Here is a 13,004-nt window from a genome sequence, read left to right as displayed (position 1 = left end):
GTATGCGCAAGGATTACCTGGCGTTCTTCATTTCGTTGTTCCTGTCACGCCTGGCCGACCAGATTCTGTTGTTCATCGTGCCATTGATCGTGTTCCAGACTACCAACAGTGTGTCCTGGGCCGGCCTGGCATTTTTTGTCGAATCTCTGCCGCGTTACCTGGCGTTCCCGGTGTGTGGGGCATTGTGCGACAAGTATCCTGCCGTGCGCATCCTGCATATCAGCCAGGTTTACCGGGCGCTGGCCTGTGTGGCGGCGGTGCTGCTGTACGGGATGTTCGACGGAATCTACTGGATCGTGATGCTTTCAGCGCTGTGCGGGGTGTTGACCACCCAGGGCATCATGGCTCGGGAAGTGCTGCTGCCGCATATCTTCAAGCACTACAGCTATGCCAAGACCTTGTCCTATTCGCAGATCGCCGACCAGACCGGTTTGGTACTGGGGCCGCTGGTGGCAGCATTGATGCTGGGCGTATGGGCCTGGCACTGGGTGGTATTGGGGGTTGCCGGGCTGTTTTTGCTGGCGGACCTGGCAATGCGCATCTGGCAACGCAACACCACGGTCAACCTGGAGACTTTCGAGCAACACAACGACATCTGGCTGCAGCCGCTGCGTATCGCCTTCGGGCATATCCGCGCGTTGCCGGAGCTGAAAAAAATCATCGCCCTGGCGGTGGGCGTAAACCTGATTATCGGCGTCACCCTCGCCACCTCGGCGGCGCTGGTAATTGGCCAATATGCAGCCGGCAAGGACACTTACGCCGGGCTGCAGGCGGCGGGTGCGGTGGTGACCATTGCCATCCTGTTCTACCTGGCGCGCGCATCCCTGCCGCTGAAGGTGCTGGGCGGCTTGTCGTATTCGATGATTGCCGTGGGCGCGCTGATCACCGCCATCAGCCCGAATATATGGGCTTATACGGTGGGTTTCCTGCTGGTGACCGGTTTCGACAAGATGTTCAACGTGTACATCCGCAGCACCCGCCAGCGGGTGATTCCGGTCCAGGATTTTGGCAAGACGGTGGGTGTGCTGACCTTGCTCAACAACCTCTCGCAGCCATTGGCCGGGTTGCTGATTGCACTGCTGGCGGCGCCGCTGGGGACGCAGACGGTGATCCTGCTGCTGGCCGGGATCACCGCGCTGATCGGTGTAGCGGTCGCGTCAGGCTGGCACGCCACTGTGAAAGCGGAACTCGACGTCGGGTGACTCGATCAACTCCTGCTCGGCGGCGCGCACCCGGTCGATGACCTGGGCAATGTCCTTGGCGTCGCCGTACTGGTAAGCCAGTTTCAGGTAACCCTGGAAGTGCCGGGCCTCGCTTTTCAACAGGCCAAAGTAGAACTTGCCGAGTTCTTCGTCCAAATGCGGCACCAGCGCTTCGAAACGCTCGCAACTGCGGGCTTCGATAAACGCGCCGACCACCAGCGTATCCACCAGTTTTACCGGCTCATGGCTGCGCACCACTTTGCGCAAACCCGAGGCATAACGGCCGGCGGACAACTGGCGCAGCTCGATCTTGCGCTTCTTCATCAGGCGCATGACTTGCTCATGGTGCACCAGCTCTTCCCGGGCCAGGCGCGACATCAGGTTGATCAGGTCGACGTGGGAATGGTACTTGGCGATCAGGCTCAAGGCGGTGCTGGCGGCCTTGAATTCACAGTTCTTGTGGTCGATCAGCAGGGTTTCCTGGTCGGCCAACGCGGCCTGTACCCAGCCGTCGGGGGTGCGGCAACCGAGGAATTCGTGGATTTCTGGCAGGTTCATCGGGCTCACGGGCAAAGATTCACAAAAGGGCCGCGATTATACCGACCGCGCCGCAGACCACCAGCCACCGGGCTTGATGTGCATCAACATGACGTGTGCCGGGCAGCAACTATAGTTGTTCAACGCCCGCCCTTTTTTGGAGAACCCGACCATGCAAGCTATCCGCAGCATCCTGGTGGTGATCGAGCCCGAGCATTCGGAAAGCCTGGCCCTCAAGCGCGCCAAGCTGATTGCCGGGGTGACAGGGGCGCACCTGCATCTGTTGGTGTGCGACAAGAAGCACGAGCATTCGGCGATGTTGAGCCTGCTCAAGGCCGGGTTGCAGGAGGATGGCTACAGCGTCACCACCGAACAGGCGTGGAATGACAGCCTGCATGAAACCATCATCGACGTGCAGCAGGCAGAGGGTTGTGGGTTGGTGGTGAAACAGCATTTCGCCGACAGCCCGTTGAAAAAGGCGCTGTTGACGCCTGCCGACTGGAAGCTGATGCGTTACTGCCCTGCTCCCGTTCTGTTGGTGAAAACCTCCAAGCCGTGGGCTGGCGGGGTGATTTTGGCGGCCATCGATGTGGGGAATTCCGATGCCGAGCACCAGGCGCTGCATAATTCGATCATTGATCACGGGTTTGATATCGCCAGCCTGGCCAAGGCGCAGTTGCATGTGATCAGTGCGCATCCTTCGCCGATGCTGTCGGCGGCGGATCCGGTGTTTCAGCTCAAGGAGACGATCGAGGCGCGCTATCGGGAGCAGTGCAAGGCGTTTCAGGCGGAGTTTGATATTGATGACACCCACCTGCATATCGAGGAAGGGCCGGCGGATGTGTTGATTCCTCATGCGGCGCATAAGTGGCAGGCGGCGGTGACCATTATCGGTACCGTGGCGCGTACGGGGATTTCGGGGGCGTTGATCGGGAATACGGCGGAGGTGGTGCTGGATGCGGTGGACAGTGATGTGTTGGTGCTTAAGCCGCAGGAGTTGATGGATCACTTGGAAGAGCTGGCTAATGGGTGATGCCTGGTATGGGGGGCATATCCGTTATTTAGGTAACGGCTAGTATTGGTTCCGCTCTTACAGCGGCTCACTTTTGAAAAGCGCAAAAGTAAGCAAAACGCTCTTGCCCCACCACTCGGCACCTCGCTAATGCTCGGTGTGCCCGCACTCCGGCAGCACGAAGCGGGCCGCCGCGACGGGGCGTCCCTGCCCCGTCGCGGCTAAACCGGCGTCCTGCCGGTTTACCCGCTCCGTAATACCTGCGTTCGGCCAGCGTGGTTTAACGGGGCGCCTAAGATCAAGATCAAAAGCAACAGCACAGCGGCCTACAGGCCGGCTTGAGTGTGGTGAAGCAAAGGCAACATCAAAATCTACAGCGAGCACGGTCAAAAATGTGGGAGCTGGCTTGCCTGCGATGGCATCGCCTCGGTGTATCTGATGCACCGAGTCGCCTGCATCGCCGGCAAGCCAGCTCCTACAGAAAAGCGGCTTTTGCCTTTGCTTCACCACACTCAGGTCGGCTTTCAGGCCGCCGTGCTGTTGATCTTGATCTTGCTTTTGATCTGACTGCCCCATTCAGCCCGAGGCCGAACGCAGGGATTGAGGAGCGGGTAAACCGGCAGGACGCCGGTTTAGCCGCGACGGGGCAGGGACGCCCCGTCGCGGCGGCCCGCGGAGCAATCCCGGAGTGAGGGACCACCGAGCCTAGGCGAGGTGCCGACAGGCGGGGCAGAGCGTTTTGGTTACTTTTGCGCTTTTCAAAAGTGACCCGCTGTAAGAGCGGAACCATAAGCGGCCGTTACCTAAACAACGGATATGTACTCAATCACAGAGCATCCCTGAGAAACCCCGGCGCGATATACCGCTGATAATGCGCCTCAGACAAAATAAAAAACTCCCGATCAATCGCATCACGCAACTCAGGCAACCCCCACTCCCGAAACTCCGGCATCAACACCATCCCGTAAGCCTCAAGATTGCTGATCACCCGAGCCCCCCGGGCAATCAACTGATAGGCCCAGCAGTACTCCGACTGATGCGGCACAAACCGAATCTTGCGCTGCTCAAGCTGCCCCCGAAGCATTTTCGGATCAAACACCTCAAGCTTCCCCGCCATCACCTGCACCAACAACTGCTCAAGCCTGAGCCAAACCGCCCGTTTTTCCTCCTCGTTATACCCGTTCCACTGAATCACCTCATGGTGAAACCGCTTGCAACCCCGGCACACGAGATCGCCGTAAACCGTGGAGCACAGGCCTACGCAGGGGGTCTTGATGGTCTGGTTGGACATGGTCGACAACGCACAAATCAGCGAAACAGTTGCACATGTTAGCCCTTTGTCTAAGGTTGATCACCCTGCAAACTTGGCAAGGCAACTTACGTTCAGACATTTTTTACCGTAGAATCATCCGGCCTTGTAAGGCGCCAATAATCCGTTGGAAGCTGTTTTCAAAGCGTCACGAGCACAGTCGTTCCTAAAGAACGGTGTTGGCGATGGTTATTTACCCGGTAAATAGCCAGCGCCAACCCTCATCAGCTCCGTTCTGCAGGCGTAAAACTTTGAAAGCAGCTTCTGTGAGGATTGCCGGCAGCGCTGGCTCTACGGCCCAAAAAGCCCCCGAGCGCATGCGTGCCGTGCATTTCTGGATGAGCGTCCCGTGGGACCACTGATGAGGGTAATAACTGTGCTTGAAGCCTACCGCAAACATATCGAAGAGCGTGCAGCCCTGGGTATCGTTCCCCAGCCGCTTAATGCCGAACAAACCGCAGGCCTGGTCGAGCTGCTGAAAAATCCCCCGGCTGGCGAAGAAGAATTCCTCGTTGACCTGATCACCAACCGCATTCCACCAGGCGTTGACGAAGCTGCCTACGTCAAGGCCGGTTTCCTGTCTGCCCTGGCCAAGGGCGAAGCCACTTCTCCCCTGATCGACAAGAAACGCGCTGTTGAACTGCTCGGCACCATGCAAGGCGGCTACAACATCGTGACCCTGGTCGAGCTGCTGGACGACGCCACCCTGGCTCCCGTCGCTGCCACCCAACTCAAGCACACCCTGCTGATGTTCGACGCGTTCCACGACGTCGCCGAAAAAGCCAAGAACGGCAACGAACACGCCAAAGCCGTGATCCAGTCCTGGGCCGACGGCGAGTGGTTCAAGAACCGCCCGACCCTGGCCGACAAGATCAGCCTGCGCGTATTCAAGGTAACTGGCGAAACCAACACCGACGACCTGTCCCCTGCCCCGGACGCCTGGTCCCGTCCTGACATCCCGCTGCACGCCCTGGCCATGCTGAAAATGGCCCGTGAAGGCATCGTGCCGGATGAGCAAGGCAAGACCGGCCCGATGAAGCAGATCGAAGAAATGCGCGGCCAAGGCTTCCCGATCGCCTACGTCGGTGACGTGGTCGGTACCGGTTCGTCGCGTAAATCGGCTACCAACTCGGTGCTGTGGTTCTTCGGCGACGACGTTCCTTACGTGCCGAACAAGCGCGCTGGCGGCTTCTGCTTCGGCAGCAAGATCGCCCCAATCTTCTACAACACCATGGAAGATGCCGGCGCACTGCCAATCGAGTTCGACGTCACCAACATGAACATGGGCGACGTGATCGACCTGTACCCGCATGCTGGCAAAGTCACCAAGCACAACAGCGATGAAGTCCTGACCACCTTCGAAATGAAGACCCCGGTCCTGTTGGACGAAGTCCGTGCCGGCGGTCGTATCCCGCTGATCATCGGCCGTGGCCTGACCGAGAAGGCTCGCGTTGAGCTGGGTCTGCCACCTTCGACCCTGTTCAAACTGCCGGAAGCTCCGGCCGAAAGCGACAAGGGCTACACACTGGCGCAGAAAATGGTCGGCAAGGCGTGCGGCGTGGCTGGCGTTCGTCCAGGCACCTACTGCGAACCGAAGATGACCACCGTCGGCTCCCAGGACACCACCGGTCCTATGACCCGTGACGAACTGAAAGACCTGGCGTGCCTGGGCTTCTCCACCGATCTGGTAATGCAGTCGTTCTGCCATACCGCGGCTTACCCTAAGCCGATCGACGTGACCACCCACCACACCCTGCCTGACTTCATCATGACTCGTGGCGGTGTATCGCTGCGTCCTGGCGACGGCATCATCCACAGCTGGCTGAACCGCATGCTGCTGCCGGACACCGTCGGTACCGGTGGTGACTCCCACACCCGTTTCCCGATGGGCATTTCGTTCCCGGCCGGTTCCGGCCTGGTAGCGTTCGCCGCAGCCACCGGCGTTATGCCGCTGGACATGCCGGAATCGATCCTGGTGCGCTTCAAAGGCGAAATGCAGCCTGGCATCACCCTGCGTGACCTGGTTCACGCCATTCCTTACTACGCGATCCAGGCTGGCCTGCTGACCGTAGAGAAGAAAGGCAAGAAGAACGCCTTCTCCGGCCGCATCCTGGAAATCGAAGGCCTGGACAACCTGAGCATCGAACAAGCATTCGAGCTGTCCGACGCCTCGGCTGAACGTTCGGCTGCCGGTTGCACCATCAAGCTGTCGAAAGAATCCATCACCGAATACCTGAACTCCAACATCACCCTGCTGCGCTGGATGATCGGTGAAGGCTACGGCGATGCGCGTACCCTGGAACGTCGCGCCCAAGCGATGGAAGCCTGGGTGGCCAACCCTGAGCTGATGGTTGCCGATGCTGACGCCGAATACGCTGAAATCATCGAGATCGACCTGGCCGACATCAAGGAGCCTGTGCTCTGCGCGCCAAACGATCCGGACGACGCCCGTCTGCTGTCGTCGGTACAAGGCGAGAAGATCGACGAAGTGTTCATCGGTTCGTGCATGACCAACATCGGTCACTTCCGCGCTGCCGGTAAACTGCTGGATCAGGTCAAGGGTCAGCTGCCAACCCGTCTGTGGCTGTCGCCGCCGACCAAGATGGACGCTCACCAACTGACCGAAGAAGGCTACTACGGCATCTACGGCAAGGCTGGCGCGCGCATGGAAATGCCGGGCTGCTCGCTGTGCATGGGTAACCAGGCACGTGTAGAGCCGAACTCGACGGTTGTGTCGACTTCGACCCGTAACTTCCCGAACCGCCTGGGTGACGGCGCGAACGTCTACCTGGCTTCGGCCGAGCTGGCATCGGTAGCTTCCATCCTGGGTCGCCTGCCGACCGTCGAGGAGTACATGGAATACGCCGCGAAGATCAACACCATGGCCAGCGACGTATATCGCTACCTGAGTTTTGACCAGATCGCCGAGTTCCGTGAAGCCGCTGCAAACGCCAACATTCCTGTGGTTCAAGCCTAAGGTTTTGTTGCTGTAAACGAACGCCGCGTATCGTCAGATGCGCGGCGTTTTTTTATGCGCCTCGATCGAGGCCCAGACTTTGTCCTGCGCCTGGGTGCACGGCGTGCCTTGCGGGTGCGACTGGATCGTTGCGATCACGGCACGCAGCTCGGCCTTGCTCTCGTCCATACGGGCCTGCAGCTCTTCTATCTGTGCAATTTTGCGTTCCAGCCTTGAGACGATATCGGCGCGCTTGGCCTCACTGGGTGCGTCATCCGGCATCAAGGCCTTCAACTCCTGCAAGCTGAAACCCGCCCGCTGGGCGCCCTGGATCAATTGCAGCGTCTGCAACGTCTGCGTGGGATAACGGCGATAGCCATTGCCTTGCCGCTCCACCTGGATCAACCCCTGGGCTTCATAAAAACGAATCTTCGACGCCGCCAACCCACTGCGTTCCGCCAGTTCACCGATATTCATCGCCTACCCCATTGACCTTAAAGTTACCTTTAAGCTTAGCCTGAGCGCTCCCATTGTGAGGAGTCAAGCATGTCGCCCTTTGAAGCATTGCAATTGCCCAACGGCCAGGTCATCGGTAACCGCATCGCCAAGGCGGCGATGGAAGAGAACATGGCGGATGCCGACCAGGCGCCTTCCGAGGCCCTGATGCGCCTGTATCAAGCCTGGGCCGAAGGCGAGCCCGGCCTGATCCTGACCGGCAACGTGATGATCGACCGCCGCGCCATGACCGGCCCCGGCGGTGTGGTGCTGGAGGACGAACGCCACCTGGCCAGATTTCGCCAGTGGGCCAATATCGGTCGGGCCAAGGGTGCGCAGTTCTGGGTGCAGCTCAACCACCCGGGCCGCCAGACCATGGCCAATCTCGGCCAGCAGGCCTTGGCGCCTTCGGCAGTGTCCCTCGACCTTGGCGGCTTTTCGAAGATGTTCGCCCAGCCCAAGGCAATGACCGAGGACGACATCCAGGACGTCATCACGCGCTTCGCCACCAGCGCGCGTCTCGCCGAAAAGGCCGGCTTCAACGGGGCGCAGATCCACGCGGCCCACGGCTATCTGCTCAGCCAGTTTCTCTCGCCCTTGAGCAACCAGCGCACAGACCGCTGGGGCGCCAGCGTGGAAAACCGTGCGCGGCTCCTGCTGGAGGTGATCAAGGCTGTGCGCGCTGCCGTGAGCCCGGGTTTCTGCGTGGCGGTGAAACTCAACTCCGCCGACTTCCAGCGCGGTGGGTTTGACGCCGCCGACGCCCGCGCCGTGGTCGAGTTGCTCAACCCGCTGGCCATCGACCTGCTGGAGTTGTCGGGCGGCAGCTACGAAGCCCCGGCCATGCAAGGCGAAGCCCGCGACGGACGCACCCTGGCCCGCGAAGCCTATTTCATCGAGATGGCCAGCGACCTGGCGAAAGTCGCCAGCATGCCGGTGATGGTCACCGGCGGTATCCGGCGCTTGCCCATCGTGCAGCAAGTACTCGACAGCGGCATCGCCATGGCCGGGATCGCCACCGCCCTCACCCTGGAGCCGCACCTGATCAAGCAATGGCGCGCCGGCCGTGACCTCAACCCGCAACTGCCGCCGATCCGCTGGAAGCGCAAACCCCTGGCCAGCCTGGCGAGCATGGCGGTGGTGCGTTATCAGCTACGCCGCCTGAGCCGTGGCCGCCAGCCGAAACCCGGGGTTTCGCCACTGCTGGCCCTGATCAAGGACCAACTGTTTATCGCCCGGCGCACCCGTCAATATCGCGCCGCGATGACCAATTCTTCACATTGAGCGGGGAGCATTCAGCGCCTTGGAACTGTCCTCTACTGATCAGCAGCTTTTTACCCTCACTGACGATTGGAGTTCTTCATGGCGAAAATCACCCTGGCCCAGCAATTGGCGACCACCCTTGAACAGGCGGGCATCAAGCGCATCTGGGGCCTGACCGGCGACAGCCTCAACGGCCTGACCGACTCCCTGCGCACCATGGACAGCATCGAGTGGATGCACGTGCGCCACGAAGAAGTGGCGGCGTTTGCCGCGGGCGCCGAAGCGGCCGCCACCGGCGAACTGACGGTGTGCGCCGGCAGCTGTGGCCCCGGCAACCTGCATTTGATCAACGGGCTGTTCGACTGCCATCGCAACCATGTGCCGGTGCTGGCCATCGCGGCGCAGATCCCCTCCTCCGAGATCGGCCTGAACTACTTCCAGGAAACCCATCCCCAGGAGCTGTTCAAGGAGTGCAGCCACTTTATCGAGCTGGTGACCAACCCCGAACAGATGCCCCACGTGCTGCACCGCGCCATGCGCTCGGCGATCCTCAACCGTGGCGTGGCGGTGGTGGTGATTCCCGGGGATGTGTCGCTGCTGGAAGTGGAAGACACATTCAAGCCATGGCCGGCCCTGTTGGCACCCCGTACGTTGCCGGCGGAACAAGACCTGCAACGCCTCACCGATATCCTTGAACACAGCGGCAAAGTCACCCTGCTGTGCGGCAGCGGCTGTGCCGGCGCGCACGATGAAGTGGTGGCCCTGGCCGACGCCCTTGGCGCGCCCGTGGTGCATGCCCTGCGCGGCAAGGAGCACGTGGAGTGGGACAACCCGTTCGACGTCGGCATGACCGGCCTGATCGGCTTCAGCTCCGGTTACCACGCCATGCTCAACTGCGACACGCTGATCATGCTCGGCACCGACTTCCCGTACCGCCAGTTCTACCCCACCGACGCGAAGATCATCCAGGTCGACCGCAACCCGCAGGCCCTGGGCCGGCGTGCCACCCTGGACCTGGGGATTGCCGCAGACGTCAGCGAAACCATTCAGGCACTGCTGCCGCGCCTGACCCGCAAGACGGATCGCAGCTTCCTCGAAACCTCCCTCAAGCATTACGAGAAAGCGCGCCAAGGCCTGGATGACCTGGCCGAGCCGTCAAAGGCCGGCCGGCCGATCCACCCGCAATACGTTGCGCGGCTGCTGAGTGAACTGGCCGACGACGACGCGATCTTCACCGCCGACGTTGGATCACCCACCGTGTGGGCGGCGCGCTACCTGAAAATGAATGGCAAGCGCCGGTTGATCGGCTCGTTCAACCACGGTTCGATGGCCAACGCCATGCCCCAGGCCATCGGCGCGCAAGCGGCGTTTCCCGGGCGCCAGGTGATTTCGATGTCGGGCGACGGTGGTTTCACCATGCTGATGGGCGACTTCATCAGCCTGGCGCAGTTGAACCTGCCGGTGAAACTCGTGGTGTTCAACAACTCGTCCCTGGGCTTTGTCGCCATGGAGATGAAAGCCGCGGGCTACCTGGACACCGGCACCGAGCTGAAGAACCCGGACTTTGCCGCCATGTCCAACGCCATGGGCATCCTCGGCATTCGCGTCGAGCAGTCCGAAGACCTGGAGCCGGCACTGCGCCGCGCCCTGGCCCACGACGGCCCGGTGCTGGTGGACGTGGTCACCGCTACCCAGGAGCTGGTGATGCCGCCCAGCATCAAGCTGGAACAGGCCAAGGGCTTCAGCCTGTACATGCTCAAGGCGGTGATGAGTGGGCGCGGTGATGAAGTGATCGAGTTGGCGCGGACCAACTGGTTGCGTTAATAGCGCCGGGTAGCGCCGTAGCGCACGATCAGCGCCGTGATAGCCTCGACCACTCGCGGGTCGGCATCCGGCGCACTGAACAGGCGAAACTCGGCATCGGGCAAGGGCGGCAAGCCATGCTCGGTGCCGAGCACCGCCAAGCCTTGGGTCACCTGGCTGCGGGCCATCGGTGCAATGGCAAAACCCGCCAGCGCCGCGGCGTGCAAGCCGGCATAGCTGGTACACAGCATGGCCGTACGCTGGGGGATACCGGCCTGCGCAAGACGGGTCAACGCCGCCTCGCGGTAAGGACAGGGTTCCGGAAACAGCGCCAGGGGCAACGGAGTTGGCAATGTACCCAGCGGTTGCGCCGACCAGGCCCACACCAATGGCTCTTGCCATAACGCCAGCCCAGGCTCGCTGGACTCACACAGCGAACCGATCACTACATCCAACTCGCCCTGCTTCATCAGGCTCAGCAATGAGCCCGGAATACTCACCTGGACGCTGACCTGCATGCCCGGGAAGTCGGCCGCCAACACCTGCAACTCCCGCAGCAGCCGGGCATCGGCGAACTCCTCCGACACACCGACACGCAGGTTGCCGCTGAACGCCGAGCGCGTCAGCTCGGCCCAGGCATCGCGGTTGAGCGCCAGAATTCCCCGGGCATAGGCCATCAGGCGCTCGCCATCGGCCGTCAGCTGTTGCGAACGGGTGGTACGCGTGAGCAGCGGCTTGCCCACCTGTTCTTCCAGGCGCCGCAAATGGCCACTGACCGCCGATTGGGTCAGGTGCAGGCGCTCGGCAGCGCGACTGAAGCCGCCCTCGTCCACCACCGCGACAAAGGTCTTGAGTAACAAGGCATCGAACATATGTGTATTCGTGATCAATCAGGCGCTAAAACACGATTTATATTTCAAGTTCCACTATGTTGCAATGCTCGCATCCTTTCCCCTACCGCCGAGACCCACCATGACCGTCCTTTTGCACGTCGAATGCTCACCCCGCAAACAGCGTTCCGCCTCGCTGGAAATCGCCCGCCAGTTTATTGCCCGTTACCAGCAGAACGCGCCGGACACCGAAGTACTTACCCTCGACCTGTGGAGCCTGGACCTGCCGGAATTCGACGGCCCGGTGATGGACGCCAAGTACGCCGGCCTGAGCGGCACGCCGCTGACCGAAGAACAGGAGACCGCCTGGGCCGCCCTGAAAAGCCTTGCCGCTCACCTGCACAAGGCTGACGTACTGGTGTTCTCGGTTCCGCTATGGAATTTCGCGGTGCCTTACAAGCTCAAGCATTTTATCGACGTGGTATCGCAGAAAGATGTGCTGTTTGAATTCAGCCCCGAGCACGGCTTGCGTGGCCTGCTGCACAACAAGACGGCGGTGAATGTGTATGCACGAGGTATGGATTTTTCCGAGCCTGCGGCGCAACCGATGGACTTTCAGAAGCCCTATATGGATGCGTGGCTGGGGTTTATCGGGGTAACCGATGTGCACTCACTGTTTGTTGAGAAAACCATCCTGGGCCCCGAAGTCGACCTGGCCTCGCGCCAGCACACCGGCGAACAGGCAATCGCCCTGGCCGACCGCCTGGCCTGATTAACGCCGCCCCCCCGTAGCAGCTGTCGAGCCCCAGCGAGGCTGCGTTGGCCGCGCTGCTGATGTCGAGCCTGGCACAAGAGCCAGGCGCGCCCGACGCAGCCTCGCTGGGGCTCGACAGCTGCTACCCCGGGATTGCGGTTTAGCCGTGCTGTTTTTCCACCCACTTGCCATAGGCATCGATAAACGCCTGCAAGAACGGCTTGGTCTTTTCCGACACCTTGCCCGACTCGTCAAACAAGCTGCCCGCGCCACCCAGGTAGGCTTCCGGCTGCTGCATGCACGGCACATCAAGGAACACCAGCGACTGGCGCAGATGGTGATTGGCGCCAAAACCGCCGATGGCACCGGGGGACACACTGATCACCGCGCCCGGCTTGCCGCTGAAGACACTTTGGCCGTAAGGGCGTGAACCGACGTCAATCGCATTCTTCAATACACCCGGCACGGAGCGGTTGTATTCGGGGGTCACAAACAGCACCGCGTCGGATGAACGCACGTGCTGGCGGAAAGTACTGTAGGCTGCCGGCGGTGCAGCACCGTCGATGTCCTCGTTGTAGAGCGGCAAATCGCCAATTTCGACAATGTTCAACTTGAGATTGGCGGGCGCCAACTCGGCCAATGCCAGGGCGACCTTGCGGTTGATCGACTCTTTTCTCAAGCTGCCGACCAGTACGGCAATCGTGTAGACCTTGCTCATTGGGGTTTCCCGGTTTCTGACTTAAGGAGCTTGTAGTTATAGAGCCTGCGCGGCGCTATCACCAGCGTGTTTTTGCAATCTCCAGGGACGTTTACACCGCAGACGGACTTGTAAGTAATGTCTGA

At 60.9% G+C, this 13,004-nt stretch carries 12 protein-coding genes; 6 read left to right on the top strand and 6 right to left on the bottom strand.

All coding sequences use genetic code 11. The annotated features are described in order from the left end of the window. The first annotated feature begins 2 nt into the window (after positions 1-2). Entirely contained in the window at positions 3-1,202 is a 1,200-nt protein-coding gene (locus tag V3W39_RS28710) for an MFS transporter (protein ID WP_177044243.1), read from the top strand. On the opposite strand, the gene V3W39_RS28705 is transcribed toward V3W39_RS28710, so the two are convergent. Then, a complete protein-coding gene (locus V3W39_RS28705) occupies positions 1,158-1,760 on the bottom strand; it encodes a tRNA-(ms[2]io[6]A)-hydroxylase (protein ID WP_008431008.1) in 603 nt (200 codons plus the stop codon). The genes V3W39_RS28710 and V3W39_RS28705 overlap by 45 nt on opposite strands. A gap of 151 nt (positions 1,761-1,911) precedes the next feature. On the opposite strand from V3W39_RS28705, the gene V3W39_RS28700 reads away from it, so the two are divergent. Then, positions 1,912-2,772: a universal stress protein gene (locus tag V3W39_RS28700; protein WP_330213811.1), complete on the top strand. Its 861-nt coding sequence runs from the start codon at positions 1,912-1,914 to the stop codon at positions 2,770-2,772. 126 nt (positions 2,773-2,898) lie between these two features. Here the strand turns inward: V3W39_RS28700 and V3W39_RS28695 are convergent, their stop codons facing one another. Further along, a complete protein-coding gene (locus V3W39_RS28695; RefSeq protein ID WP_330213810.1) occupies positions 2,899-3,327 on the bottom strand; it encodes a hypothetical protein in 429 nt (142 codons plus the stop codon). Positions 3,328-3,577: 250 nt separating this feature from the next. Continuing rightward, positions 3,578-4,042, bottom strand: coding sequence for a DUF1289 domain-containing protein (locus V3W39_RS28690; protein WP_177048929.1), 465 nt, complete (start codon positions 4,040-4,042; stop codon positions 3,578-3,580). A gap of 394 nt (positions 4,043-4,436) precedes the next feature. Between V3W39_RS28690 and acnB the strand changes: the two genes are divergently transcribed. Beyond that, positions 4,437-7,037 carry a bifunctional aconitate hydratase 2/2-methylisocitrate dehydratase gene (acnB, locus tag V3W39_RS28685; RefSeq protein ID WP_177048931.1) on the top strand — a complete coding sequence of 867 codons (2,601 nt, stop codon included), beginning with the start codon at positions 4,437-4,439 and terminating at the stop codon, positions 7,035-7,037. A gap of 33 nt (positions 7,038-7,070) precedes the next feature. On the opposite strand, the gene V3W39_RS28680 is transcribed toward acnB, so the two are convergent. Continuing rightward, entirely contained in the window at positions 7,071-7,493 is a 423-nt protein-coding gene (locus V3W39_RS28680) for a MerR family transcriptional regulator (RefSeq protein ID WP_177048928.1), read from the bottom strand. A gap of 69 nt (positions 7,494-7,562) precedes the next feature. Here V3W39_RS28680 and V3W39_RS28675 point away from each other — a divergent pair, with 69 nt between their 5' ends. Together V3W39_RS28675 and poxB are read left to right on the top strand one after the other, a co-directional pair. Next, positions 7,563-8,795, top strand: a complete 1,233-nt coding sequence (locus V3W39_RS28675) for an NADH:flavin oxidoreductase/NADH oxidase family protein (RefSeq protein WP_177048927.1) — start codon at positions 7,563-7,565, stop codon at positions 8,793-8,795. 78 nt (positions 8,796-8,873) lie between these two features. Then, a complete protein-coding gene (gene poxB / locus V3W39_RS28670; RefSeq protein ID WP_010171185.1) occupies positions 8,874-10,598 on the top strand; it encodes a ubiquinone-dependent pyruvate dehydrogenase in 1,725 nt (574 codons plus the stop codon). Here poxB and V3W39_RS28665 read toward each other — a convergent pair. Beyond that, on the bottom strand, positions 10,595-11,449 hold the full coding sequence (locus tag V3W39_RS28665; RefSeq protein WP_177048926.1) for a LysR family transcriptional regulator: 855 nt from the start codon (positions 11,447-11,449) through the stop codon (positions 10,595-10,597). The genes poxB and V3W39_RS28665 overlap by 4 nt on opposite strands. Before the next feature lie 100 nt (positions 11,450-11,549). Between V3W39_RS28665 and V3W39_RS28660 the strand changes: the two genes are divergently transcribed. Continuing rightward, a complete protein-coding gene (locus tag V3W39_RS28660) occupies positions 11,550-12,179 on the top strand; it encodes an FMN-dependent NADH-azoreductase (RefSeq protein WP_177048925.1) in 630 nt (209 codons plus the stop codon). A gap of 142 nt (positions 12,180-12,321) precedes the next feature. On the opposite strand, the gene V3W39_RS28655 is transcribed toward V3W39_RS28660, so the two are convergent. Continuing rightward, positions 12,322-12,879 carry an NADPH-dependent FMN reductase gene (locus V3W39_RS28655; RefSeq protein WP_177048924.1) on the bottom strand — a complete coding sequence of 186 codons (558 nt, stop codon included), beginning with the start codon at positions 12,877-12,879 and terminating at the stop codon, positions 12,322-12,324. Between the last annotated feature and the right edge of the window lie 125 nt (positions 12,880-13,004).

Source organism: Pseudomonas sp. Z18(2022) (assembly GCF_036346535.1).
In the GTDB taxonomy this organism is placed as follows: Bacteria; Pseudomonadota; Gammaproteobacteria; order Pseudomonadales; family Pseudomonadaceae; genus Aquipseudomonas; species Aquipseudomonas yamanorum_A.
The sequence above is the reverse complement of the archived record's forward strand: the minus strand, read 5'-3'. Positions and strand labels throughout refer to the sequence as shown.